The sequence below is a fragment of the Flavobacterium sangjuense genome (assembly GCF_004797125.1).
Lineage (GTDB): Bacteria > Bacteroidota > Bacteroidia > Flavobacteriales > Flavobacteriaceae > Flavobacterium > Flavobacterium sangjuense.
Genome location: NZ_CP038810.1, coordinates 486,840 through 512,185, shown reverse-complemented (window position 1 = coordinate 512,185; position 25,346 = coordinate 486,840). Strand labels below are relative to the sequence as shown.

Here is a 25,346-nt window from a genome sequence, read left to right as displayed (position 1 = left end):
GTTTTGTTTTTATTTTATATATAATCTATAGTTTTAGGAGTACATCTACCCAAATTTCATGCTCGCTACTTCAAAATGAATTTTGTCAAAGCCAATAATGACAAGCTTTTTGGTCAAAAACCAAAAATTCTCAAAAACCATCCACCAAGATTTGGCTATCATCCACTATCAAACGGCATCATTCTACCATAAACACCAATATTCATAGGTATTCACAGAGGCATCCTTTTTAGTTTTACACCGTGTAAGTGTCACATTGCCTCAAATCAATTGTTAGGACACACAACAAAAAACGAAATAAAACATTAACACATAAAAGTCTCAAATTATGAAAAAATTAGCAACAACATTCGGATTATTAGCTTTAATGCTTATTGTCACGTCATTTACAACTCCAACCATTGGAGGAAGAGGTGGTGTAGGAACAGGTGATTTCAATATCGGTGGAAGAGGTGGTGTAGGAACAGGTGATTTCAACATCGGTGGAAGAGGTACAGTTGGAACAGGTGGTTTCGACATTGGAGGAAGAGGTGGTGTAGGAACAGGTGATTTTGACCTAGGAGGAAGAGGTACAGTAGGAACAGGAAATTAATTCTAAAATAAGGAAATAATTTTTAATAAATTTTAAAGAAAACTAGTGAAAATTTTCACTAGTTTTTTTTATATATATTTGTTAAAACTTTTTTTTGCTTTGAGAAAAATTCATCTTTTAATATTCTTAACCGTCTTTTTATTTAATTGTAATAATCATGAAGATAAAACTTCAAAAGACAATTATATTCAAAAGACGGAGATTTATTTAAAAAAAATAGAGACTTCTAATTCGGATAAAGAAGCTTTAAAATTAAATGATACTGCATATATAATTCTTGTTAAAGCAAAAAACTCTTCAGATAAAAGGAAAAACTTAAATCAAATAATAGACAATTATTTTGGTTTAGGAGAATGGAATAAATATAAGGCTTCTTCTCAAAAATTGCTTAAACTTTCTGAATCATCGGGTGATAGTGTCCTTATTGCCAGATCTCATAGATGCCTTGGCAATTATTACTATAATGAACACGTTCTTGATAGTTCCTTCTATCATTATCTTAAATCTGAAAAAATATACAAAAATTTTAATGATATAGATTATGGAGTTGTTCTACTAAAAAAGGGTGTCGTTCAATTAGACGCGAACGATTTTTTGGGAGCCGATCTTTCGCTAAGAAAAGCATATAGTATTTTAAAAAAGACAGAGGATTATCAAAGAATTTATGCGACTTTAAGTAGCCTCGGTTCAGTTTCATCAGAATTAAAGGAATATAGTAGGGCAATTTTTTATTATCAAAAAGCCTTGGAAACCATTAAAACCGGTAAGCTTCAGACGAGTGAACATCAGGAAGCAAATAGTTTAAATAATCTTGGACTGGTATATAGTGATTTAAAAGATTATAAGAAAGCAATCGCTTCCTATAGAAAAGCGCTGTCTAATGATAAACTCAAAGTCCAAAATCCAGAATTGTATTCTATAATTATTGATAATCTGGCGTATTCTGAATTAAAATCAAACAACTTTGCTAATCTTCCAGAACTCTTTTATAACTCACTTAAATATAAAAATAACCTCAAAAATCAGAGTTCAAAAGTTGTAGTATACATTCACTTATCCGAATATTTTTCGCAAGTTAAAGATACTTTAAAGGCGATTGAGTTTTCAAAGCAAGCAATAAATGGTTCTAAAAAATCTAATATACCAATTTTTAGAATTGCATCTTTAAAACAAGCAGCGAATGTTGACAAAAAAAGATCTGTTCAATATTCTGATGAATACATTAGAATTAGTGATAGTCTACAAATTGCAGAACGAAATTCTAAAGATCGTTTTAGTAGAATTCAATTCGAAACAAAGGAAATCATTCAGCAAAACGATGTCCTTGAAAATAGAAATAGAAACCTGCTTTTAATTTTTGTAGTAACTTTCATTTTAGTGGCATTATTATTTATAGTAAGAGCGCAACGCGCCAGAACACGAGAGTTGTTATTTAAACAAGCCCAACAAAAAGCAAATGAGGAAATTTTTAATCTCATGATGTCGCAGCAGTCTATCATTGATGAAAGCAGAAACAAAGAAAAGAAACGCTTGGCGCAAGATCTCCACGATGGTGTTTTAGGGAGGATGTTTGGATTGCGTTTAAATCTGGATAGTTTGAATTCAAGTACCGATCCTGATGCACCGCAAAAAAGAAATGAATTATTAAATGAATTAAAAACTATCGAACAGGATATTCGTGAAATTTCACACGACCTGAATAGAGAGAAATTAGTTTTAATTAATAACTTTGTGTCAATCGTTCATAATTTATTGGAAGAGCAGAAGTCCTCACATGAAGCCGAGGTAATCTATCATATTGACACCTCTATTAACTGGGATAAAATAGGCAATGCTATCAAAATTAACATGTACCGGATTTTGCAGGAAGGGTTACAAAACATCAACAAGTACGCGAATGCAAAGGAAATTAAGGTTGACATTAGCGGAGATTCAGAAAATGTCTTCCTGAAAATACAAGATGACGGAATCGGCTTTGATGTTAACAAAAAAAGTAAAGGAATCGGAATGCAAAACATGATTTCCAGAACCAACGACTGTCAGGGAATTATAGACATTACTTCTAAAAAAGATCACGGGACAACTATTATAATCACAATACCAACAGAAACCAAACAACTAATTGAAGAACAAGCATGATAAAATCAATGAACATATTAATAGTAGATGATCATCCTTTTATAATTCAGGCGTATAAAAATGCATTAGAAAAGTATAGCCAACAAGGATATGAGTTTGATGTTACCCAGGCAAACAATTGTAAATCGGGATATGAAAATATCGTCGATGGCAAGAAAAAGTTTGATGTAGCTTTTTTTGATATCAGTATGCCTGAATATGCAGAAAAAGGAATTTACTCAGGCGAAGACTTAGCAACTTTAATAAAAAAGGAAATGCCGGGTTGCAAAGTCATACTATTAACGATGCACACTGAACTGCTTAAAATTAATAACATTATCAAAAACATTAATCCGAACGGATTGATTATTAAAAATGACTTGACTTTTGACGAATTGATTTTTGCTTTTGATAAAATCATTAACAATGAAAGTTACTACAGCCAAACGGTTATTAAACTAGTGGGTCAAGCCCAATATAACAATATAGAATTAGACGCTTTTGATAAACAAATTTTATTTCATTTGTCAAAAGGAGTAAAAACTAAAGATTTGCCACAATATATACCGCTATCCCTTAGTGCTATTGAGAAACGCAAACTCAACATCAGAGAAATTCTTGAAGTAAAAGGATCAACTGATGTAGATTTGATTAATGAAGCCAAAACAAAAGGTGTCATTTAACGATTATACGGGAAACCGTAACAACGATTTTGTCTACATAGTGTAACTTAGCTGCATGATTTTAGGGTTACCTGTAGACTAGAGTAGTAATCTCAAAAAGCTACTCTATTTACATGATTTAGGGGGAAAGCGATACTGTAAAAGGTATCGCTTTTTTGGTTTATCAGGAAGGTTACTCTTCACTCAAGGCATCCCAACCACGTGCTTTTAAAGGGATTTTGGTGTTAGCTCTCGTAACCAAATGAATGCCTTCACTTTCTTGTGTTAAATGGCCAATTACAGTAAAATTTGGATTGGCTTTTATCTTGTCAAAATCTTCTAAAGCAATAGTAAACAGCAATTCATAATCTTCACCACCATTAATAGCAACGGTTGTCGAATCTATATTGAATTCTTCACAAACATTGATAAACTGAGGATCAACCGGGATTTTTTCTTCATATAAATTACACCCAACTTTGCTTTGTTTACAAATATGGATAATCTCCGAAGACAAACCATCCGAAATATCAATCATCGATGTTGGTTTTACTTCGAGTTTTTCCAACAAATCTTTAATATCGTGACGCGCTTCAGGTTTTAATTGACGCTCAATTAAATAAGTATAAGCATCTAAATCAGGTTGGTTGTTCGGATTTACCTGAAAGACTTGTTTTTCACGTTCCAAAACTTGTAATCCCATATAGGCCGAACCTAAATCGCCTGTGACAACCAACAAATCCCCGTTATTTGCACCATCACGGTATACAATGTCTACCTCATTTGCTTCTCCAATTGCAGTAATTGAAATAATCAATCCTTTTTGGGACGAAGTTGTATCACCACCAATAACATCTACATTATAAAATTTAGCTGCTAAAGCAATTCCATCAAATAATTCTTCTAAAGCTTCCAGCGGAAAACGATTAGAAACCGCCACCGAAACCGTTATCTGTGTTGGCTTTGCATTCATCGCGCAAATATCAGACACATTTACAACAACAGCCTTGTAACCCAAATGACGCAAAGGCATATAGGACAAATCAAAGTGAACACCTTCAATCAATAAATCTGTAGAAACAACAACTTTTTTGTCCTTAAAATCCAAAACAGCAGCATCATCACCTATACTTTTTAAAGTCGATGGTTGTTTTACATCAAAGTTTTTTGTCAAATGGTCAATCAAACCAAATTCGCCCAATTGAGAAAGTGAAGTGCGTTGCGGAGTTTTATCTTCTAACATTTTTTTCTAAGGTTCTAAGGTGCAAAGATACTAAGGTTCTAAGGTTTATTCCAACAAAAAACCCGATTGCTTTCACAATCAGGTTCTCATTTATTATGCTGCCTTAGCACCTCAGTACCTTAGCACCTTTTAATCATTCAATTTCAATACCGCCATAAAAGCTTCCTGCGGAATTTCAACATTTCCTACCAAACGCATTCTTTTCTTTCCTTTTTTCTGTTTTTCAAGAAGTTTACGCTTACGCGAAATATCGCCACCATAACATTTGGCGGTAACGTCTTTTCGCAACGCTTTTATCGTTTCACGCGCAATGATTTTAGCACCAATAGCAGCCTGAATCGGAATGTCAAATTGTTGTCTTGGGATTAATTCGCGCAGCTTTTCACACATTTTTTTACCAATGTTATAAGCATTACTTTCGTGAATTAAAGCCGAAAGCGCATCGACAGATTGACCATTCAATAAAACATCTAATTTCACTAACTTAGACGCTCGCATACCAATTGGTGAGTAGTCAAACGACGCATATCCTTTAGAAACGGTTTTTAATCTATCATAAAAATCGAATACAATTTCCGCCAAAGGCATATCAAAATTCAATTCTACTCTTTCGGTAGTCAGATACGTTTGATTGGTAATAACTCCACGTTTTTCAATACATAAACTCATTACGTTACCAACATAATCAGCTTTGGTAATGATTGTCGCTTTGATAAACGGCTCTTCAACTCTGTCTAGTCTTGAAGGTTCCGGTAAATCCGATGGATTGTTTACCACGAAACCAACTTCTGGTTCTTTTTTGGTATAAGCCAAATACGAAACGTTAGGAACCGTAGTAATTACAGTCATATCGTATTCGCGCTCCAAACGTTCCTGTATGATTTCCAAATGCAGCATTCCTAAGAATCCGCAACGGAAACCAAAACCTAAAGCGGCTGAACTTTCAGGAGTAAAAACTAAACTTGCATCATTCAATTGCAGTTTCTCCATCGAAGCACGCAAATCTTCGTAATCTTCCGTGTCAACAGGATAAATTCCGGCGAAAACCATTGGTTTTACATCTTCAAATCCCGTAATCATATTCGTTGTTGGCGTTTTTGCATCTGTTAAAGTGTCACCAACTTTTACTTCTTTTGCTTCTTTAATTCCGGATATCAAATACCCAACATCACCTGTAGAAATCACATCTTTTGGCACTTGATTTAACTTCAAGGTTCCAACTTCATCAGCAAAATATTCGTTGCCGGTAGCCATGAATTTGATTTTCTGCCCTTTTCTGATTTCTCCGTTTTTCACACGGAAAATAACTTCGATTCCACGAAACGGATTATAGTGTGAATCAAAAATCAAAGCTTGTAAAGGTTCGTCTTTTACACCTTTCGGTGCTGGAATTTTTTCGATTATCGCTGCAAGAATATTTTCTACACCCAAACCGGTTTTCCCAGAAGCGTGAATAATATCCTCAAGTTTACAACCTAATAAATCAATAATATCGTCGCTAACTTCTTCCGGATTAGCACTTGGTAAATCAACCTTATTTAAAACCGGAATAATTTCCAAGTCATTTTCTAAAGCCAAATACAAGTTAGAAATTGTTTGTGCCTGAATACTTTGAGCCGCATCAACAATCAAAAGCGCACCTTCGCAGGCTGCAATTGAACGCGAAACTTCATACGAGAAATCAACGTGTCCCGGAGTATCAATAAGGTTTAGTATATAATCTTCACCTTTATATTTGTATTCCATTTGAATGGCGTGACTCTTAATCGTAATACCACGTTCGCGCTCCAAGTCCATATTGTCAAGCAATTGGGCTTTCTCTTCACGAGCGGTAACGGTTTGTGTAGCACCAAGCAATCGGTCAGCCAACGTACTTTTTCCGTGGTCAATATGTGCAATAATGCAAAAATTTCTAATATGCTTCATCTTCTTTTAGCTGTAATTCAACTGTCGTTAAATTATATTTTATACTGTTATAACCTAAGTTATTTATTTAATTAAAAAAATGTCTAAATTGTTTTTGTTGATGTAGAAAACTCTTTTTTCAACTTCATCAACTACATATTTAGGTGTATTGCTTTCAAATTTAAGTTTGTCCAATTCTTTCCCTGACTTTTTTTCAACCTGAACTAAGAATTTATTTCCGGTTTTATCTTTGGTGAAAAAGAAAGCGTAATCGTTTGTTTGAGTAAATGCGTTCAATCGATTAGGATTATATAGCATGTCGGCGGCTTCTGTGTAATATTCTCCTCTATTAAATTGTTTCACTCCTTTGTCGGCTTGGTCTGTAGTAGCTCCAGGAACACCCATTGAATTTCCTAAGGCTTCCGGTGTACCACCAACCATATTCGTGATACCTTCTACTTCTGAAACGGCTCCGGCAGTATCTAAGATTCCAGAGGCAACATTTAGTAATTTTCTTCCTGTTTCACCCGGCGTAGAATAGTATTTTTGTGTAACAATCTTTCCTTTGTCATCTAACACAATAAACTCCCATGGACTGGAAACAAAAAAACCAGTCGCAGTCTTTTCAAAAATATTTAAAAACCCTGGTTTTTTGATAGAAATAGACTGTCCTGTTTTTGGCAATAGCCCTTTGTCAGGATTAAAGAAAAATAAAGCTTCGCTACCAACGCCACATTCAATAACCAAAAGAGATTTTGTTTCTTCGTCAAAAGAAGTCAGGTTTGTTTTGTAACTAAGAGTCTTTTTTATGTTTTTGGTTTTGTCCTTATTGTCAAAATATCTTAAAACATTACTGGTTACATATATTGTCCCGGCTTTGTATTCATATTTTGTATATCCATCTTCTTCTAACCAATCATAATCGTCATCTTCAAAGTTAAGTGCTACTTTCTCTGCTTTTTTCCAAACTTTCTTTCCTTGTTTGTCTACCAACATCTTTTCGTTTTTATAAAAAACTACATAACCTTGAGGATCTTTTTCAATCTTGTAAATTCTTTTTTCGTCGAATCTTCTTTTCCAAACTTCTTTACCTGAATAGTCATACATCATCCCGTCTGCTTTGGATTTAATAAAAATTTGACCATCAATATCATTGTACCAACCAAATTTATCTTCCAGTTTGATTTTTTCAATTTCTTTTCCTGTATTGAAATCAAATACGATAACACTATCGTCAAAACTTCTCAACTCCGCTACTAATCCCGGGCTCCCTTCAACTACAAAAAGATTTTTTTCATTACTATCGGTGAACAGCATTCCGGTCTTAATATTATCATTCAGAATGACATTTCCGTTGTTACCGTCCAATATCATTATTGATTTACCATACATTAAAGCAATTTTATTGTTTTTGGTATGGATTAGATTTCTGAAACTTTCCGGAGTTCCTTCGGTTGAACCCAAAGCCATTGCTTTGTCTAAAAGACTTGTTTTTACTTTTACAGGTGATGACCACTTTACTTTTGATGATTTCATGTCAATCATTGAAAAGGTTTTTTCTCCTTTTTCACCTTTGGTAGCAACCAAAACCGAGAAAATTTCGGGCAACAACTGAAATCCTTCTATTTTATTTCCTTTCAAAAGCACATTTCCGTTTCGGGTGTCCAACAAGGTTTTATTTTCCAAAATGATAAAAGGAGTATTGTTGATATTATTCACAACAGCATCACCTTCACCATTTAGTGTTGAAAGCGAACCAAGTGAACCCATTGGCTGTTTCCAAATCACTTTTCCTTGGTAAGGGTCTACTCCTATTAATTCTTTGTTTGACTGAACTACAGGAATTCCTGAAAAAGCATTGAAATATACTTCTTTTAAATTATTTTCTAAAGCAACCGAATTATCAGCTTGACGCTGGGCATTAACAAATGCCGTCATTAATAACAAAACACACACAAAAATCTTTTTCATAAAATTCACCTATTAAATATTTGACTGCAAAGCTAATGATATTAGCCAAATTAATCTCGTGTTAGCAAAAGATTTCCTGACAGGACCAAAAGTGCCTTTTTTGTGAAAAATTAAAAAATCGTACTTTTGCAAAAAAGTATTAAAAAATGCCAAAAATCGGCAACATAGAATTACCTGACTTTCCGCTATTACTTGCGCCTATGGAAGACGTGAGTGATCCGCCATTTCGCAGACTGTGCAAATTGCACGGTGCCGATTTGATGTACTCGGAATTTATCTCTTCGGAAGGGTTGATTCGTGATGCCATAAAAAGCCGAATGAAATTGGATATTTTCGATTACGAAAGACCGGTCGGAATTCAGATTTTTGGTGGTGATGAAGAAGCGATGGAAATGTCGGCCAAAATTGTTGACGCTGTTCACCCAGATTTGGTGGATATTAATTTTGGTTGTCCGGTAAAAAAAGTAGTATGCAAAGGTGCTGGTGCCGGCGTTTTGAAAGATGTTGATTTGATGGTGCGTCTGACCAAAGCCGTGATTAAAGGAACCAATCTTCCGGTAACGGTAAAAACACGTTTGGGCTGGGACGAAAGTTCTATCAATATTGATGAGGTTGCGGAACGTTTGCAAGATATAGGTGTGCAGGCTTTGACAGTTCATGCCAGAACTCGTGCTCAAATGTATAAAGGTCATTCAGATTGGTCGCATATTCAAAGAATCAAAGAAAACCCAAGACTTACCATGCCAATTTTTGGAAATGGCGATATAGATTCTCCCGAAAAAGCATTGGAATACAAAAATAAGTATGGCCTTGACGGTATGATGATTGGTCGTGCTGCGATTGGTTATCCATGGATTTTTAACGAAATCAAACATTACTTCAAAACCGGAGAACATTTGGCACAACCAACAATGGCTGACCGAATCGAAGCGACACGAAATCACTTAACCTGGTCAATGGATTGGAAAGGCGAACGCGTTGGAATTGTAGAAATGCGCCGACATTACACGAATTACTTCAAAGGTGTTTCCAACTTCAAAGAGCACAGATTAAAATTAGTAACGCTCGAATCGGCTGAAGCTTTATTCAAAGCCTTGGATGAAATTCAGGAAGTTTACGCAGATTATCAGTTTGTTTAAGTTCGCTTACATAAGTATTACTGTTTTGTGTTTTGGTTTTTGCCAATCGCAAACAATTAAAACTTTAAATAAAATAAAAACAGACCATCAAAGTTGCCTTGACAAAGGAGATTACATGTTGGGATGTTCATTAGATTATTATAAAAAAACAGACAGCCTACTTAATGTAGTTTACAATAAAATCAGACTAAAACTTAACACTACTGAGAAAAGAAAGTTCAAAAATGAACAATTAGGTTGGCTTAAAAAGAAAGATTCATATTTTAGAAAAGTTGAAAAAAACACTAAAAATGAAGTAGGTGATATTATAGGTAGTGATTTGAGGATGATTATCACAGATAAAGAGGCAGATTTCGTATTTGATAGGGTAGAAGAATTAATAAAAAGACTTTAATCCAGCAACTTTTTAGTCACCTGACTACTCGCAATCCAACTGGAAATAAAACCAAGCGCGACTATAGTTCCGAAAACAATCAACACATTCTGAATAGTGAAAACCACCGGATACGCCAAGGATTCGGTAATCATGACTAATTTGAAATGCTGTTGAATCAGCACGATGATTATTCCCAAAATCAAACCAATAATTCCGCCAATAATCGTCAGCAAACTTCCCTGAAGCAGGAATATTTTCTTTAAATCTTTGACTTCGGAACCCAGATTGAAAAGTGTTTTCAGATTACTTTTCTTGTCCAAAATCATCATGATTAGCGCGCCAATTAAATTGAATAACGCAATAATAATGACCAGCGTGAAGATAAGATAGACGGCAATATTCTCAGTATTTAACATCTTATATAATGTAGCATTGAGTTGCGCTCTATTTTTTACTTCTACTTTATTTTGGAAAACTGTATTAAGTTTCTCCATAATTTCGGCTTCGTTGGCATTGGGTTTTATTTTGATTTCAACGCCCGAAATTTGGTTCGGTTTGTATTCCAATAAATCCTGAGCCAATCTCAAATCTGCAAAAACATATTTGGAATCCAAATCCTCACTTATGGCATAAATTCCAACCGGAATCAAAACGGATTTATTAAAAGCTTCAGCTTCACTTTCAATTACAGCTTTACCTTTTCGTGGCACATAAACCTCAAAATCATTATTAAAATCAAAAAGCCCAAGCGATAATTTTTCTGTAATTCCGTAACCAACAACTACTTCGGCAGTATTGTACCGAAGCCATTTTCCGTTAAAAAGACTTTTAGAAACATCATTGATTTTAGTGTAATTTGCATCGACACCTTTTAGATAAGTCACTTGTTCTTTTCCGTCAAAAAAGAAAAGCACGCGTTCTTCCACTGTTTTACTATAGTAAGCAACGCCTTCAATAGCTGCGATTTCTTTTTCTTGTTTTGGAGAAATAAAAAAAGTTTTGCCCTTAAGCGGATTAATTTTTAAATCGGGATCAATAGTATTCGAAAAAGACAAACTAAAATCGCGCAAGCCGCTAAAAACCGAAAGGACAACAAACAAAGCGAGAGTTCCAACAATAATTCCTATCGATGCAATGCCTGTAATAATATTGATAGCATTGTTTTTACTTTTGCTAAAAAGATATCTTTTGGCTATGTATAGCGGGAAGTTCAAGTGAAATTAAAATTTCTTGCGTTTTTCTAAAAGGTCTCGGTTTTCAATCGGATTTTCTTTTCCTGACAAAGCATTGTCAATTTTTTCGATATAATCCAACGAGTCGTCAATATAAAAAGAAAGATTAGGCACTTTTCGCAATTGTAATTTTACACGCTGCGATAAATCATGCTTAATCAAAGGAGAATTGGTTTTTATTGCCGCCATTAACTCGGCTGCTTTATCCTGAGGGAAAACACTCAAATACACTTTAGCAATAGATAAATCAGTAGTTACGCTTACTTTAGATACCGAAATAACCAAATTTGAAATTCCGTTTTTGCGTACTTCACCCTGCAAAATATCTACTAAATCCTTTTGCAACACACTGCCAATTTTCTTCTGTCTATTCGTTTCCATGCTGCAAAAGTACAATTTTTAAATTTTATAAGCACCAGAAGCGAAAGTTTTGGTATTATCAGCCATCCATTTACCCGCTTTCCGCTATATCTCGTCCCAAAAGACGAGATGCCACTCCAATCGGGGCTAAAGGAAAAGCCATTTGAATTTTTGTTATCTTTGTTTAGCAAAAAAACAAAACCAAAATGCGTAAAATTGAGCACATCGGAATTGCCGTCAATAGTTTAGAAACTTCCAATTTACTTTTCGAAAAACTATTTGGCAATCCACCATATAAACAGGAAGAAGTTGAAAGCGAAGGCGTAAAAACATCCTTCTTTATGAATGGCCCCAATAAAATAGAATTATTAGAAGCCACAAATCCGGAAAGCCCGATTGCCAAATTCTTAGAAAAGAAAGGAGAAGGAATCCATCATATTGCTTTTGATGTCGAAAATATAGTTGAAGAAATAGAGCGTTTAAAAAAGGAAGGTTTTGTTGTTCTGAATGAAACGCCAAAAAAAGGAGCCGATAATAAGTTGGTTGCTTTTTTACACCCAAAAGGAACAAATGGTGTCCTGATTGAACTTTGTCAAGAAATCAGTTAAAAACACTTGCGTCGAAACAAAAATAGTAGTAATATTGCAACCGCTTTATGCGGGTCCTATAGCTCAGTTGGTTAGAGCACCTGACTCATAATCAGGTGGTCCTTGGTTCGAGCCCAAGTGGGACCACAAAAAAGACTTCGTTACGGGGTCTTTTTTTGTTTAATATGAAAACCAATAAGGTGGAAATATCGTTCATATAGATATAAAATTATTTCGCTTTTTTAATCAAAAGCTTCGTTCCTTACATTGAATCAAGGACTTTGCAGTTTAAATTTTGATTATCTTTGTCGATTAAATATTTAATTTATTTTGGTAAATAGATTTTTTTTATACTTTTACGCACTATGAAAATTGTCCCGAATAGAATTATCATTATTCTGGCTGTGTTTTTCTTGTCAGTAACAAGCGTGTTTGCTGACCCAGGACCACCACCGCCATCGACACCGCCACCGCCACCAGGACTGCCTTTGGATGGTGGAATATTCTTTTTGGCACTACTTTCAATGTGTTTTGGAATTTATAAATTGAATAAAATAAAAAATATAAAAAAAGCTTCAAATTAATTTGAAGCTTTTTTATTTTACGCAGGTTTTTATAGTTTATCGGTTTAACGCATGTAATCGAGCAACGTATTTTCCCACAACATCGAACTCAAGATTAATCTTTGTGCCAATTTTAACATTTTTAAAATTCGTATGTTCAAAAGTATAAGGGATAATCGCCACACTAAATTCATTCGCTTTAGAATTTACAACAGTCAGACTCACACCATTTACAGTTATCGACCCTTTTTCAATGGTAATATTGTTTAAAGTACTATCGTATTCAAAGGTAAAATACCAACTTCCACCAGCTTCTTCAATAGATTTACAAACCCCGGTTTGGTCAACATGCCCTTGAACGATATGCCCGTCTAGCCTGTCTCCCAATTTCATTCCGCGCTCTAAATTGATTAAATTGCCTATTTCCCAATCTGCTAAATTTGTCTTTTCAATGGTTTCTCTAATAGCAGTTACAGTATACTCGTCATTGTTGATTGCTACTACAGTGAGGCAAACACCATTATGAGAAACACTTTGGTCTATTTTTAATTCAGGTGTTATAGTAGAGTAAACAGTGATGTTTAAATTATCATTGTCTTTTTTTAAATCTTTTATTATTCCAAGGGTTTCGATTATTCCTGTAAACATTATGGTTTTATTTTACTAAATTTGCACTTCAAAATTAGCAATAAATAACTAGTACTTCTTATGAAAAAAGCAGAAAATATAATCGTTGGAATTTCAATCGGAGATTTAAACGGTATTGGAAGCGAAGTAGTTCTTAAGACTTTTGACGACTCAAGAATGTTAGAACTTTGCACGCCTGTAATTTTTGCTAACGTAAAAGTGATGTCTTTTATTAAGAAAACATTAGAATTAGAAACACCACTTCACGGTATTGACCAATTAGATCAAATTGTTTTGGGTAAAGTAAATGTGCTCAATATCTGGCGTGAAGGTGTTGATTTAAATTTTGGGACAAATGATCCTGTTGTCGGGAAATACGCTATCAAATCATTCGTTGCCGCAACAAAAGCCTTGAAAGAAAATCAAATAGATGTGCTGGTCACGGCGCCAATTAATAAATACAACATCCAATCGGAAGAGTTCAAATTTCCGGGACACACCGATTATTTGGACAAAGAGTTAGAAGGAAATGCTTTAATGCTGATGGTTCAGGATAATTTAAGAGTTGGTTTATTAACCGATCATATCCCTGTAAATGATGTGGCAAAACATTTAACCGAAAAACTAATAGTTCAAAAAATTGAAACTATAAGACAAACATTGGTACAGGATTTCGGAATCAATAAACCAAAAATTGCAGTTTTAGCATTGAATCCACATGCCGGAGACAATGGTGTAATTGGGAAAGAAGATGATGAAATAGTAAAACCGGTTATAAAAAAACTATTCGAAAAAGGAACGCTGGTTTTTGGCCCTTTTGCTGCAGATGGTTTTTTTGGCAGCAGCCAATATGAAAAATATGATGCAGTAATTGCAATCTACCACGATCAAGGCTTGATTCCGTTTAAAACATTGTCGTTTGGGGGTGGTGTAAATTATACAGCAGGTCTGAATAAAATCAGAACGTCTCCCGATCACGGAACAGCTTACGAAATTGCCGGAAAAGGAATTGCCGACTATAATTCGTTTAAAGAAGCAGTTTATACTGCTATTGATATCTATAATTCGAGAAATCAATACCAGGAAATAAGCAAAAATCCTATGAAAACAAAGGAAAAGCAGTTATAAACAAAAAAATGTTTATAACGCTTTTGGAATTGCAATAATTTTATATCTTTGCACTCCCGAATTAGGGTTCAAATTGTTGTCTAGATGAAAAGTACGAATGAATATTTAATTCCTTTCATAGGGTTAAAAATAGGGAAGCATCACTTTGAATATAATATCGAGAAAAAGTTCTTTGACGAATTTAATTTTGATGAATTTGAAAGCTGTGCTGTAAAGGTAAATGTTGTTTTAGAAAAAAAGGCAACAATGCTGGAAGTAAGCTTTGCACACAAAGGAACCGTTAATGTTCCTTGTGATTTGACAGGAGAACAATTTGACTTGCCTATCAAAGGAAAAATTAAATTGGTTGTCCAGTTCGGTGAAGAATTCAACAATGATAATGATGAATTGTTAATTCTGCCTCATGGTGAACATCAAATAGATTTGGCACAATACATTTATGAAATGATTGTACTTTCTATTCCTCCAAAAAGGGTTCATCCTGGAGTTAAAGATGGAACTTTACAAACAGAAGCATTGAAAAGATTAAACGAGTTGCAGGTTAAAGACGAAGAAGTAATAAAAAGAGAAGAAGAAAGTGACCCGCGTTGGGACGAATTAAAGAAACTATTAACGGATAAATAATATAGTAAAATGGCACATCCAAAGAGAAAAATCTCCAAAACAAGAAGAGATAAGAGAAGAACACATTATAAAGCAACTGTTGCTCAAATCGCAACTTGTCCAGTAACTGGAGAAGCACATTTATACCACAGAGCTTACTGGCATGAAGGTAAAATGTATTACAGAGGGCAAGTAGTTATTGACAAATCAGTAGCTGTTGCATAAGTAAAGTTTTTTACAAAACTAACTCTCACTTTGTGGGAGTTTTTTGTTTTAAAGAAAATTAATAAATATCCCATCCTAAAACACCTTAGGTATAATTTTTTTTTGTAATTTCAACAACTTTTCGCATTTAAAAATTGAAAAGAAAAACATCCAATTTATGAATAAAATTACAGCCGCAATAACCGCAGTTGGAGCATATGTACCAGACTTTGTACTCTCAAATCAAGTACTGGAATCAATGGTAGAAACCAATGATGAATGGATTACTACACGCACAGGAATTAAAGAAAGAAGACTTTTAAAAGAAAAAGGAAAAGGAACTTCCTTCATGGCTATAAAAGCGGCACAAGATTTAATTTCTAAATCTAAAATCAACCCAGAAGAAATAGATTTAGTTATTATGGCAACGACAACACCTGATATGCCAGTGGCAGCAACGGGAGTTTATGTTGCAACACAAATAGGAGCAGTTAATGCTTTTGCCTACGATTTACAAGCAGCCTGCTCAAGTTTTTTATACGGAATGTCAAATGCCGCGGCATATATTGAGTCGGGCAGATATAAAAAAGTACTTTTAATTGGTGCTGATAAAATGTCTTCAATTATTGACTATACAGATAGAGCGACTTGTATTATCTTTGGAGATGGTGCTGGAGCAGTTTTATTTGAGCCTAATTTTGAAGGTCTTGGTTTGCAGGATGAGTTCTTAAAAAGCGATGGCATTGGTAGAGAGTATCTAAAAATTGATGCTGGTGGATCTATTCTTCCTCCATCAAAAGAAACTGTGGAAAACAGTCAACATTTTGTTTTTCAGGATGGTAAAACGGTTTTCAAATATGCTGTATCGGGAATGGCCGATGTAAGTGAGAAAATTATGGAACGTAATAACTTAACCAAAGACGATGTGAATTGGTTAATCGCGCATCAGGCTAACAAAAGAATCATTGATGCTACAGCAAACAGAATGGGAGTTGATGAGGAAAAAGTATTGGTAAATATTCACCGATACGGAAATACAACTTCAGCAACCTTGCCTTTGTTATTGAGCGACTTTGAAGATAAATTTAAAAAAGGAGATAATTTAATTTTTGCAGCATTTGGTGGTGGATTCACTTGGGGTTCTATCTACTTGAAATGGGCATACTAACACTCGAGGCATTTGATATTAAGAAAAATTAATTAATCGGAGCGCAGCGGAAAAAAACAATAAACTAACTAAAAACACTAACCATGGATTTAAAAGAAATTCAAAACCTAATCAAATTTGTATCCAATTCTGGAGTTGCTGAAGTAAAACTGGAAACAGGAGAAATTAAAATTACTATCAGAACTACATTAGAAGGGAACTCACCAGATATTACTTATGTACAACAAGCACCGATGCAACAAGCAATTGCTGCACCGTCAGCTCCGGCTGCAGCCCCGGCTGCACCTGCTGCACCAGCGGCTTCATCGGATGATAATTCAAAATACATAACTATAAAGTCTCCGATGATTGGAACATTCTACCGCAAACCTTCACCGGACAAACCGGTTTTTGTTGAAGTGGGAAGTTCAATAGGTAAAGGCGATGTGCTTTGTGTTGTAGAAGCCATGAAATTATTTAACGAAATCGAAGCTGAGGTTTCAGGAAAAATTGTTAAAATTCTTGTTGATGATATGTCACCAGTTGAATTTGACCAACCATTATTCTTAGTTGACCCATCCTAGTTATTTTAAATTTTAAATTTTGAATTATGAATTTTCTTCATCATTCAAACAAAATCATTTAAAATTTATAATTTATAATTTAAAATAATCACAAGATGTTTAAAAAAATATTAATTGCCAATAGAGGAGAAATTGCACTTCGTGTAATTAGAACTTGCCGTGAAATGGGCATCAAGACTGTAGCGGTTTATTCTACTGCTGATGCTGAAAGTCTGCACGTTAAATTTGCTGATGAAGCGGTCTGTATTGGTCCTCCGCCAAGTAATTTATCCTATTTAAAAATGTCCAATATTATTGCCGCTGCAGAAATTACAAATGCAGATGCAATTCATCCGGGATACGGTTTCCTTTCTGAAAATGCTAAATTTTCTAAAATTTGTCAGGAGCACGGAATCAAATTCATTGGTGCTTCACCTGAAATGATTGACAGAATGGGAGACAAAGCTTCTGCTAAAGCTACGATGAAAGCAGCCGGAGTTCCATGTGTTCCTGGTTCTGATGGTTTGTTAGAATCGTATGAGCAAGCACTAGAATTGTCCAGAGGAATGGGTTTCCCGGTGATGTTGAAAGCAACAGCCGGTGGTGGTGGAAAAGGAATGCGTGCTGTTTGGAAAGAAGACGAATTATTAAAAGCTTGGGAAGGCGCACGTCAGGAATCGGCTGCAGCTTTTGGAAATGACGGAATGTATTTGGAGAAATTGATTGAAGAACCACGTCATATCGAAATACAGGTTGTTGGAGATTCATACGGAAAAGCATGTCACTTATCGGAAAGAGATTGTTCGGTACAACGTCGTCATCAAAAATTGACTGAGGAAACTCCGTCACCATTTATGACCGATGAATTGCGTAACAAAATGGGTGAAGCTGCTGTGAAAGCTGCCGAGTTTATTAAATATGAAGGTGCAGGAACGGTTGAGTTCTTGGTAGATAAGCACAGAAATTTCTATTTTATGGAAATGAACACACGTATCCAGGTGGAACATCCAATTACGGAGCAGGTTATTGATTACGATTTGATTCGTGAGCAGATTTTAGTAGCTGCCGGTGTGCCAATTTCAGGTAAAAATTATTTGCCACAATTGCACTCAATAGAATGTCGTATCAATGCTGAAGATCCATATAATGACTTCAGACCTTCACCGGGGAAAATTACGGTTTTACATGCGCCAGGCGGACACGGAGTACGTTTAGATACACACGTTTACGCAGGATATACTATTCCGCCAAACTATGATTCGATGATTGCAAAGTTGATTACAACGGCTCAAACAAGAGAAGAAGCCATCAACAAAATGAAACGTGCTTTGGATGAGTTTTATATTGAAGGAATTAAAACAACAATTCCTTTCCACAGACAATTGATGGACGAACCGGATTATGTTGCCGGAAATTATACGACCAAGTTTATGGAAAGTTTTAAAATGAACGATCCTGAATAAATAAAAAAACCCAACTTTTAAGTTGGGTTTTCTGTTTTTATATCAATTGATTTTATAATGTCTCTTTCAACCATTTAAAGAATTCACGTTGCCAAACCATTCCATTTTGTGGTTTCAAAACCCAGTGATTTTCTTCGGGTAAATATAGGAAACGACTTTTTATTCCACGAAGCTGTGCTGCCTGAAATGCTTCCTGCGCTTGTCCAATACACACACGGTAATCTTTTCCTCCTTGAATAATAAGAATTGGAGTATTCCATTTATCAACATAGTTTATCGGATTGAATTCATTGTATGCTTTTTGGGCAACGGCATTATTTTTATCCCAATATGGTCCGCCAAAATCCCAGTTGTTAAAGAACACTTCCTCTGTTGTGCCAAACATACTTTGTGTATTGAAAACACCATCATGAGCAATAAAAGATTTAAAACGATTGTTGTGAATTCCGGCTAGAAAGTAAGCAGAATAACCGCCATAACTTGCGCCAACACAACCTAAACGGGCTTTGTCAACATAACTTTCTTTAGCCACATCATCAATAGCCGAAAGGTAATCTTGTATTGATTGTCCGCCCCAATCTTTTGAAATTTGTTCATTCCAGGCTTGTCCGTGACCATACATTCCTCTTCTGTTTGGTGCCACAACAACATAACCTTGTGAAGCCATCAAAGAAAAATTCCAACGGAAAGAATAAAACTGTGTTAAGGGAGATTGTGGTCCACCTTGACAATAAAGTAGTGTTGGATATTTTTTAGTTTTATCAAAATTTGGAGGAAGTATTACCCAAACCAACATTTTTTTGCCATCAGTAGTCGTTACATATCTTCTTTCGAATTTTGGCAAAGCCAATTTAGAATAGGTTTCGTCATTGGTTTTGGTAAGCTGTGTAAACGTTTTTTTCTTAAGGTTATAAGAATAGATTTCATCAGCATGATTCATATCTGTTCTTGAAACTATTATGTTATCACCGGAAAGGCCAACTATAGCGTGAACATCAAAATCGCCCGAAGTAACTTGTTTTACAGTCACAGCAATTTTGGTTAAACCTGGGAAATTAACTTCAAACAATTGTATCGTACCATCAACTGCTGCCGTAAAATAGATTTTTTTTCCATCAACACTCCATTTAAAACTTTCAACAGAACCATCCCAATTGGCAGTCAAATTCATTTTCATTCCTTTGAAACTAACAATAATATCGTTTTTATCAGCTTCGTAACCATCATGCTTCATTTGCAGCCAAGTCAAATCTCCATTTGGAGAAAAGGCCGGATAAGTATCGTAACCAGGATTGTTTTCCGTTAAGTTTTTTGTGGTTTTTGTATCGATATTATACTCATACAAATCAGTATTGGTAGACATTGCATAAGCAGTTCCAAATTTCTTTTTGGAAACATAAATAATATTTTTACTGTCTGGCGACCAAATATAATCTTCGTCTCCACCAGATGGTTTTTGTGGCGAATCGTATGGCTCACCTTTCATGATATCAATCGGAGTTACTTTATTTCCTTTATTTGAAGTATAAAAAACATGATTGTGCGTTCCGATATTCCAGGTATCCCAATGACGATAATCTAAGCCATCATAAATCTGTGCTTCCGATTTGTCTAATTCAGGATAGAAATCTTTACCTAAAACATTTTCGGTTTTAACTTCTTGTGAAGACAAAATATAGTTGCCGTCAGGAGAAACATTTTTGTCAGCTACTAAATCCTTGGTTTCAGTTTCCTGAACTTCAACTGGATTTCCTCCAGTTACAGGAACTATGTAGAATTTGGAATTGGATTTGTTTTCTGCTACAGCTGGTGTCGACACTTTATAGACGATCGATTTTCCGTCTTTAGAAATGCCAAGAGCTGATACTCTTCCAAGTTTCCATAAGGTTTCCGGAGATAAAACTTGTTGCGCTGTTGCTGTTATGCTCATTGTGATAACGATTAAAAAAACTATTTTCTTCATTTTTATTGATGATTTTTAAAGCGCCAAAAGTAGCAAAATAAATCAATAAAAAAAGCCACACTTTTCAGTATGGCTTTGTCTTTTTTTATAGAGAATTATTCTTTGATAAAACGTTTTGTCATAGTTGAAGTTCCGTTAGAAACTTCAATTAAGAAAGTCCCGGTTTTCAATGAACCAACATAAATACTTTCGTTTTCAACTTTACCACTTCCTAATTCTTGTCCCATCATATTGAAAATTCTGTAAGTTGATGGAGATTCAAGATTAGCAATGTTTAGAATATCTCCTTTTACAGGATTTGGATACAGGTTAAATGAAATTCTAGCACTGCTAGTTTCATCTATTCTTGCAGCTGAAGTAATGTTTACGGTATAATCTTCCACTTGTCCATATGTGAATGTTTCACAGGCCGTTGGAACAGCATTGTATTTCATAGAAACTCTCATTCTTGTCGCTCCAAGTGTAGCTGAAGCCGGAATGGTAAACGAACCTGAAACCGGAGTTGTTCGGGTTTTTGATCTTGTGAAAACAGTTTCGCCGGAATCAGAGAAGTCACCATCCTGGTTATAATCAATAAATACAGCATAACCTTCGTTGTAGCTGGAACCAGTCCAAGTTGGAGTAATGGTTATTGTATTGGCTGTTCCTCTTGTTACATTGGTAGAAAGTGCTGTAAAGTTTTCGTAACCGGCAGTTCCTGTAGAAGGATTGTTGATAGTTCCGAATACTACTCTTCCAATTCTTTCGTCAGCAGTATTGCTTCCAAGTGAACTGCAATAAGTAACCGAATTAGCAAGAGTTGTAACACTCGCCACATTACTGTCAACAGAAATATTTCCTGCGGCATCTTTAGCTCTAACAGTGAATGTATATGAAGTTGAAGCAGTCAATCCAGTCGCAGTATAAGTCGTAGCCGAAGTAGTTGATGCTAAAAACACACCTCCTTTATAAACATTATAACCTGTTACGGCAACGTTATCAGTGGCGCCAGACCAGGATAAATTTGTTGTTGTAGTTGTAGTTCCGGAAGCTGTTAATGTTGGAGCTGTTGGAGCAGTAGTATCCGGTGTTAATGTAGTTACGTTAACAGTGTTACTAGCGACAGAAACATTTCCTGCAGCATCTTTTGCCTGAACATAAAAAGCATAAGCAGTTGAAGACGATAAACCAGTTGCGGCATAAGTTGTAGCTGCAGTTGAAGCTAAGAACACACCGTCTTTATATACATCATATCCGGTCACAGCAACATTGTCAGTGGCACCAGACCAAGATAAATTAGTCGATGTCAAAGTTGTTCCGGAAGCTGATAATGTTGGAGCTGTTGGAGCCGTTGTATCCGGAGCCGGAGCTAAAGTTGTTACACTTACTGCATTGCTGGCTACAGAAGCATTTCCTGCAGCATCTTTAGCTTTTACAGTAAATACATAAGTTGTTGAATTTGTTAAACCGGAAACAGCATAAGAAGTTGAAGTAGTTGAACCTAATAAAACACCGTCTTTATAAACATCATATCCGGTAACGCCTACGTTGTCCGTAGCACCTGACCAAGATAAACTTGATGTAGTTTGAGTTGTTCCTGAAGCTGATAAAGTTGGAGCGGTTGGTGCAACAGTGTCTGTAGAACCTGCAGTAATAGTAAAATTAGTATTGGATACATCAAAGAAAATATGATTTGTTCCCTTTACCATAATTCTATTAGTTGTTCCTGCTGTATTTGGAATCGTAACTGCTTCTGAACCGTCATTTGGCGTGGCCGCTAATAAAGTTGTCCAAGTTGTTCCGGCATTAGTTGAAATTAAGATGTCAACATTGGCACAGTTTACATTATTTGCTGTTGTGCCGGCAACATTCCATGTTATAGTTTGTGTACTTCCACCAACATAAGAAACGGCAGTGTTTGGAGAACTAACGCTAAATGGTCCAGCGGTTGCGTTAACAGTAACAATCATGTCATCACTATTATTTGCCGGTCCGCCAGCTCTGTTATCACGAACAGTTACTCTGAAGTTTAATGTTCTTGCTACAGAAGACAATGCTTCTACAGTAAGTTCACTTCCTGCAGTTGTTGTTGCGCCAGTTAAAACAGAAGCCATTCTAGGGAAATATCTTGTTGGAGAAGTAGTAGAATTATAAGATCTGAAATTTACTCCGCTAGTTTTTGTAGCACTTGGCACAGCAGTAGTCGTTTGAGAATCCATTTCTTCCCAGTTATAGGTAAGCGCATCGCCATTGGCATCAGTAGCTGTAGCCGTTAACATAAACGGAGTGCTTTTTGGAATTGTATAATCTAATCCTGCGCTTGCTGTTGGAACTGAATTTCCTGTAGCAGTATTGACGGAACAAGTTTTTGCTTTAATATTATTAGTTACTTGTTGGATACTAACCGCATGAAAAAATGCATCAGAATGTGGTTGAACATCAAGTGATGTAATTCCGGCATAGCCCATAATAGTTGAGCCCGAACCTGGTTCTACCTGAACACCAGTTCCTTCGTTACCACCATGTGTCCATGTGTGATTTGCTCCCATTTGGTGCCCAATTTCATGAGCTACATAATCAATATCAAAATTATCTCCTGATGGGATTCCATCTGCCGGAGAAGTGATACCACTTCCTTTTGAACCATTGGTGCAAATACAACCTATACAACCTGCGTTTCCACCACCACCAGTAGCACCAAATAAGTGACCGATGTCATAATTAGCTTCACCGATAACAGAGGTTAATGTTGACTGTAATTGTGAATTCCATTGCGACATACTTGAAGCAGCAGAATATGGATCAGTTGACGCGCTGGTGTATATCACAGCATCAGTATTTGCAATTATAATCAAACGTGCACCGAAATCTTTTTCAAAAACACCATTACATCTAGTGATAGAGGCATTTATAGCAGCCAACGCCAAGGCTTTTGTACCGCCAAAATAAGCAGTGTATTCTCCTGTACAAGACATAGCCAAACGGAATGTTCTTAGTACAGCATCATCAGCATTAGGTCGTGCCATTGCACCATCCATTTGTGGAGCAACTTCGTCAATAACACTACACTCGAAACGAGAAAGGGATTGCGCTTTATCTGATTTTCTATAAACGGTATAGGTACCTAAATCAGCTGAAATAGGCTCAATAAATACAGCAGATTTATCAGGAGAAAGTACCATTGATTTAAATCCTAATGGCGAAACACTGAAATAAGCCGTCGCAGCAGGATTGTCAATTCCAATTCCCATATAGGATTTAATTTCAGGATATCTTGCAGCTAATGCAGGATCCATATTTGAATTTTCGTAAACACGATATCTTTCTAAAATGCCATCCGCATTCGGAATAGATAAAATGGTACTCGAATCTTTACTATTTGCCATTCTTGCTGGCGCATTGTTCAAATTTGTTTTCAGACTTGATAGATTCAAGTTGAAAAGGTTGTTTTCAGGTAGTCGCATTTTTGAATCAAGTGCAACCATGTCATTTTTCTTAGTGGTTACATTCCATATCGTGCTTTTGTTTTGAGAAAAAGCCACAGAGGTAATTGCCAATAATGCAGTAAAGAGTAATTTAAATTTCATAATTCAATAGGTTTATTAAAAATAGCGCTCCAAAAGTAAAATTATTTTTAATAAATAGAAGCATTATTTAATAAATCTATTAACAAATCGACAAGCTACGCGCTATATTATTGTCAGATAAGTAAAAAATGAAAGAAATTCGTATATAAATGATAAATTTTTCAGGATTTTGCTTTAGGGTTTATTCAAAAAATTTAATTTTAGAAAAAAATAAAGAATGAATCTTAGCTATTGGGAACTCAAAACCTGGTTCACAAATATAGACTTCACGATTGTTGGCAGTGGAATCGTAGGTTTACATTGCGCTTTGGCAATGCGCGAAAAATTCCCTAAAAGTAAAATATTGATTTTAGAAAAAGGGATTTTACCTCAAGGAGCAAGTACAAAAAACGCAGGATTTGCCTGTTTCGGAAGCCTTTCGGAAATTATTGACGATTTGAAATCGCATAGCGAAGAAGAAGTTATTCAGCTTATTTCAAAAAGATGGAACGGATTGCAATTGTTGCGTAAAAATCTGGGTGACCAAACTATAGATTTCAAACCTTATGGTGGCTATGAATTGTTTCTTAAAAATGATGAAGACACTTATATTGATTGTTTGCAAAAACTACCTTTTATTAATGACTTATTAAAACCACTTTTTAGGAATGATGTTTTTGCCAAAGAGGTTGACCGTTTTGCTTTTCAAGGCATACAGGAATATGTTGTTTTCAATCCGTTTGAAGCCCAAATTGATACCGGAAAAATGATGAATGCTTTACTACAAAAGGCAATTGCAAACAATATTTTAATTCTGAATCAAGTTGAAGTCACGTCTTATCAGGAAAAAAATAATGAAGTTGAAGTAGCCTTAGGAGATTTTAGTTTTACAACCAAAAAGCTATTATTTGCTACCAATGGTTTTGCAGCGCAATTAACCAACAATCAGGTAAAGCCTGCGAGAGCACAGGTTTTGATTACGGAACCAATTCCAAATTTGGATATCAAAGGAACTTTTCATTTGGATAAAGGCTATTATTATTTCCGAAATATTGACAATAGGATTTTGCTTGGCGGAGGAAGAAATTTAGCATTTGAAACAGAAACTACGACAGAACTTGGTCAGACAGAATTAATTCAAAATCGCTTGGAAGAATTATTAAAAGAAGTAATTTTACCAAACACCGAATATAAAATTGCGCATCGCTGGAGTGGCATTATGGGATTAGGCTCGACCAAAAAACCGATTGTCGAACAATTATCAGAACATGTATATTGCGGCGTAAGATTAGGCGGAATGGGAGTTGCCATTGGAAGTTTAATAGGTCAGGAATTAGCGGATTTAGTAAAATAAA

Annotated in this window: 22 protein-coding genes and 1 tRNA gene; 15 read left to right on the top strand and 8 right to left on the bottom strand. The window is 35.4% G+C overall.

Features of this window, described 5'->3' with window-relative positions; translation table 11 throughout:
* Nucleotides 1–328: 328 nt before the first annotated feature.
* From GS03_RS02240 to GS03_RS02230, 3 genes are all read left to right on the top strand, one after another.
* Nucleotides 329–592, top strand: coding sequence for a hypothetical protein (locus GS03_RS02240; protein ID WP_136150945.1), 264 nt, complete (start codon nt 329–331; stop codon nt 590–592).
* 99 nt (nt 593–691) lie between these two features.
* Entirely contained in the window at nt 692–2,731 is a 2,040-nt protein-coding gene (locus tag GS03_RS02235) for a tetratricopeptide repeat-containing sensor histidine kinase (RefSeq protein ID WP_168710256.1), read from the top strand.
* 8 nt (nt 2,732–2,739) lie between these two features.
* Nucleotides 2,740–3,393, top strand: coding sequence for a response regulator (locus GS03_RS02230; RefSeq protein WP_246034134.1), 654 nt, complete (start codon nt 2,740–2,742; stop codon nt 3,391–3,393).
* Between the two features lie 172 nt (nt 3,394–3,565).
* Here GS03_RS02230 and thiL read toward each other — a convergent pair whose 3' ends face one another.
* The 3 genes from thiL to GS03_RS02215 all read right to left on the bottom strand — a co-directional run bounded on the left by thiL (nt 3,566) and on the right by GS03_RS02215 (nt 8,491).
* The gene (gene thiL, locus GS03_RS02225; RefSeq protein WP_136150942.1) at nt 3,566–4,615 is read right to left on the bottom strand and encodes a thiamine-phosphate kinase; all 1,050 of its coding nucleotides are present in this window, start codon (nt 4,613–4,615) and stop codon (nt 3,566–3,568) included.
* A 129-nt stretch (nt 4,616–4,744) separates the two neighbouring features.
* Nucleotides 4,745–6,541, bottom strand: coding sequence for a translation elongation factor 4 (gene lepA, locus GS03_RS02220; protein ID WP_136150941.1), 1,797 nt, complete (start codon nt 6,539–6,541; stop codon nt 4,745–4,747).
* Between the two features lie 63 nt (nt 6,542–6,604).
* A complete protein-coding gene (locus tag GS03_RS02215) occupies nt 6,605–8,491 on the bottom strand; it encodes a hypothetical protein (protein WP_136150940.1) in 1,887 nt (628 codons plus the stop codon).
* A 146-nt stretch (nt 8,492–8,637) separates the two neighbouring features.
* On the opposite strand from GS03_RS02215, the gene dusB reads away from it, so the two are divergent.
* Complete coding sequence (dusB, locus tag GS03_RS02210; RefSeq protein ID WP_136150939.1) at nt 8,638–9,630, top strand: tRNA dihydrouridine synthase DusB; 993 nt, start codon at nt 8,638–8,640, stop codon at nt 9,628–9,630.
* Nucleotides 9,590–10,024, top strand: coding sequence for a lysozyme inhibitor LprI family protein (locus tag GS03_RS02205; protein ID WP_136150938.1), 435 nt, complete (start codon nt 9,590–9,592; stop codon nt 10,022–10,024). Before dusB ends, GS03_RS02205 begins: the two co-directional genes overlap by 41 nt.
* Here GS03_RS02205 and GS03_RS02200 read toward each other — a convergent pair.
* Complete coding sequence (locus tag GS03_RS02200; protein ID WP_136150937.1) at nt 10,021–11,220, bottom strand: ABC transporter permease; 1,200 nt, start codon at nt 11,218–11,220, stop codon at nt 10,021–10,023. The genes GS03_RS02205 and GS03_RS02200 overlap by 4 nt on opposite strands.
* Nucleotides 11,221–11,226: 6 nt before the next feature.
* Nucleotides 11,227–11,619, bottom strand: coding sequence for a 30S ribosome-binding factor RbfA (gene rbfA / locus GS03_RS02195; protein WP_136150936.1), 393 nt, complete (start codon nt 11,617–11,619; stop codon nt 11,227–11,229).
* Nucleotides 11,620–11,804: 185 nt separating this feature from the next.
* On the opposite strand from rbfA, the gene mce reads away from it, so the two are divergent.
* From mce to GS03_RS02180, 3 genes are all read left to right on the top strand, one after another.
* Complete coding sequence (mce, locus tag GS03_RS02190) at nt 11,805–12,206, top strand: methylmalonyl-CoA epimerase (RefSeq protein WP_136150935.1); 402 nt, start codon at nt 11,805–11,807, stop codon at nt 12,204–12,206.
* 52 nt (nt 12,207–12,258) lie between these two features.
* A tRNA-Ile gene (locus tag GS03_RS02185) sits at nt 12,259–12,332 on the top strand.
* A 218-nt stretch (nt 12,333–12,550) separates the two neighbouring features.
* Nucleotides 12,551–12,769, top strand: a complete 219-nt coding sequence (locus GS03_RS02180) for a hypothetical protein (protein WP_246034132.1) — start codon at nt 12,551–12,553, stop codon at nt 12,767–12,769.
* 36 nt (nt 12,770–12,805) lie between these two features.
* On the opposite strand, the gene GS03_RS02175 is transcribed toward GS03_RS02180, so the two are convergent.
* The gene (locus GS03_RS02175) at nt 12,806–13,396 is read right to left on the bottom strand and encodes a riboflavin synthase (RefSeq protein ID WP_136150934.1); all 591 of its coding nucleotides are present in this window, start codon (nt 13,394–13,396) and stop codon (nt 12,806–12,808) included.
* Nucleotides 13,397–13,456: 60 nt separating this feature from the next.
* On the opposite strand from GS03_RS02175, the gene pdxA reads away from it, so the two are divergent.
* The 6 genes from pdxA (at nt 13,457) to accC (ending at nt 18,483) form a co-directional block, all read left to right on the top strand.
* The gene (gene pdxA / locus GS03_RS02170; RefSeq protein ID WP_136150933.1) at nt 13,457–14,503 is read left to right on the top strand and encodes a 4-hydroxythreonine-4-phosphate dehydrogenase PdxA; all 1,047 of its coding nucleotides are present in this window, start codon (nt 13,457–13,459) and stop codon (nt 14,501–14,503) included.
* An 84-nt stretch (nt 14,504–14,587) separates the two neighbouring features.
* Nucleotides 14,588–15,127 carry a YceD family protein gene (locus tag GS03_RS02165; RefSeq protein ID WP_136150932.1) on the top strand — a complete coding sequence of 180 codons (540 nt, stop codon included), beginning with the start codon at nt 14,588–14,590 and terminating at the stop codon, nt 15,125–15,127.
* Between the two features lie 9 nt (nt 15,128–15,136).
* The gene (rpmF, locus tag GS03_RS02160) at nt 15,137–15,331 is read left to right on the top strand and encodes a 50S ribosomal protein L32 (RefSeq protein ID WP_121312109.1); all 195 of its coding nucleotides are present in this window, start codon (nt 15,137–15,139) and stop codon (nt 15,329–15,331) included.
* Nucleotides 15,332–15,488: 157 nt separating this feature from the next.
* On the top strand, nt 15,489–16,478 hold the full coding sequence (locus tag GS03_RS02155; protein WP_136150931.1) for a beta-ketoacyl-ACP synthase III: 990 nt from the start codon (nt 15,489–15,491) through the stop codon (nt 16,476–16,478).
* Between the two features lie 83 nt (nt 16,479–16,561).
* Nucleotides 16,562–17,041: an acetyl-CoA carboxylase biotin carboxyl carrier protein gene (gene accB, locus GS03_RS02150; protein WP_136150930.1), complete on the top strand. Its 480-nt coding sequence runs from the start codon at nt 16,562–16,564 to the stop codon at nt 17,039–17,041.
* Between the two features lie 95 nt (nt 17,042–17,136).
* A complete protein-coding gene (accC, locus tag GS03_RS02145) occupies nt 17,137–18,483 on the top strand; it encodes an acetyl-CoA carboxylase biotin carboxylase subunit (RefSeq protein ID WP_136150929.1) in 1,347 nt (448 codons plus the stop codon).
* 52 nt (nt 18,484–18,535) lie between these two features.
* On the opposite strand, the gene GS03_RS02140 is transcribed toward accC, so the two are convergent.
* Both GS03_RS02140 and GS03_RS02135 read right to left on the bottom strand, forming a co-directional pair.
* Complete coding sequence (locus GS03_RS02140) at nt 18,536–20,446, bottom strand: S9 family peptidase (RefSeq protein WP_136150928.1); 1,911 nt, start codon at nt 20,444–20,446, stop codon at nt 18,536–18,538.
* A 95-nt stretch (nt 20,447–20,541) separates the two neighbouring features.
* Nucleotides 20,542–24,012 carry a reprolysin-like metallopeptidase gene (locus tag GS03_RS02135; RefSeq protein WP_136150927.1) on the bottom strand — a complete coding sequence of 1,157 codons (3,471 nt, stop codon included), beginning with the start codon at nt 24,010–24,012 and terminating at the stop codon, nt 20,542–20,544.
* Between the two features lie 217 nt (nt 24,013–24,229).
* On the opposite strand from GS03_RS02135, the gene GS03_RS02130 reads away from it, so the two are divergent.
* Nucleotides 24,230–25,345, top strand: a complete 1,116-nt coding sequence (locus GS03_RS02130; protein ID WP_136150926.1) for an NAD(P)/FAD-dependent oxidoreductase — start codon at nt 24,230–24,232, stop codon at nt 25,343–25,345.
* Nucleotide 25,346: the final 1 nt, after the last annotated feature.

Excerpts from the sequence above, each read along its gene's own strand:
- GS03_RS02240 (WP_136150945.1), top strand. The coding sequence starts at position 329 with ATGAAAAAATTAGCAACAACATTCGGATTATTAGCTTTAATGCTTATT.
- GS03_RS02230 (WP_246034134.1), top strand. The coding sequence starts at position 2,740 with ATGAACATATTAATAGTAGATGATCATCCTTTTATAATTCAGGCGTAT.
- thiL (WP_136150942.1), bottom strand. The coding sequence starts at position 4,615 with ATGTTAGAAGATAAAACTCCGCAACGCACTTCACTTTCTCAATTGGGC.
- lepA (WP_136150941.1), bottom strand. The coding sequence starts at position 6,541 with ATGAAGCATATTAGAAATTTTTGCATTATTGCACATATTGACCACGGA.
- GS03_RS02215 (WP_136150940.1), bottom strand. The coding sequence starts at position 8,491 with ATGAAAAAGATTTTTGTGTGTGTTTTGTTATTAATGACGGCATTTGTT.
- dusB (WP_136150939.1), top strand. The coding sequence starts at position 8,638 with ATGCCAAAAATCGGCAACATAGAATTACCTGACTTTCCGCTATTACTT.
- GS03_RS02205 (WP_136150938.1), top strand. The coding sequence starts at position 9,590 with ATGAAATTCAGGAAGTTTACGCAGATTATCAGTTTGTTTAAGTTCGCT.
- rbfA (WP_136150936.1), bottom strand. The coding sequence starts at position 11,619 with ATGGAAACGAATAGACAGAAGAAAATTGGCAGTGTGTTGCAAAAGGAT.
- mce (WP_136150935.1), top strand. The coding sequence starts at position 11,805 with ATGCGTAAAATTGAGCACATCGGAATTGCCGTCAATAGTTTAGAAACT.
- GS03_RS02180 (WP_246034132.1), top strand. The coding sequence starts at position 12,551 with ATGAAAATTGTCCCGAATAGAATTATCATTATTCTGGCTGTGTTTTTC.
- GS03_RS02175 (WP_136150934.1), bottom strand. The coding sequence starts at position 13,396 with ATGTTTACAGGAATAATCGAAACCCTTGGAATAATAAAAGATTTAAAA.
- pdxA (WP_136150933.1), top strand. The coding sequence starts at position 13,457 with ATGAAAAAAGCAGAAAATATAATCGTTGGAATTTCAATCGGAGATTTA.
- GS03_RS02165 (WP_136150932.1), top strand. The coding sequence starts at position 14,588 with ATGAAAAGTACGAATGAATATTTAATTCCTTTCATAGGGTTAAAAATA.
- rpmF (WP_121312109.1), top strand. The coding sequence starts at position 15,137 with ATGGCACATCCAAAGAGAAAAATCTCCAAAACAAGAAGAGATAAGAGA.
- GS03_RS02155 (WP_136150931.1), top strand. The coding sequence starts at position 15,489 with ATGAATAAAATTACAGCCGCAATAACCGCAGTTGGAGCATATGTACCA.
- accB (WP_136150930.1), top strand. The coding sequence starts at position 16,562 with ATGGATTTAAAAGAAATTCAAAACCTAATCAAATTTGTATCCAATTCT.
- accC (WP_136150929.1), top strand. The coding sequence starts at position 17,137 with ATGTTTAAAAAAATATTAATTGCCAATAGAGGAGAAATTGCACTTCGT.
- GS03_RS02140 (WP_136150928.1), bottom strand. The coding sequence starts at position 20,446 with ATGAAGAAAATAGTTTTTTTAATCGTTATCACAATGAGCATAACAGCA.
- GS03_RS02135 (WP_136150927.1), bottom strand. The coding sequence starts at position 24,012 with ATGAAATTTAAATTACTCTTTACTGCATTATTGGCAATTACCTCTGTG.
- GS03_RS02130 (WP_136150926.1), top strand. The coding sequence starts at position 24,230 with ATGAATCTTAGCTATTGGGAACTCAAAACCTGGTTCACAAATATAGAC.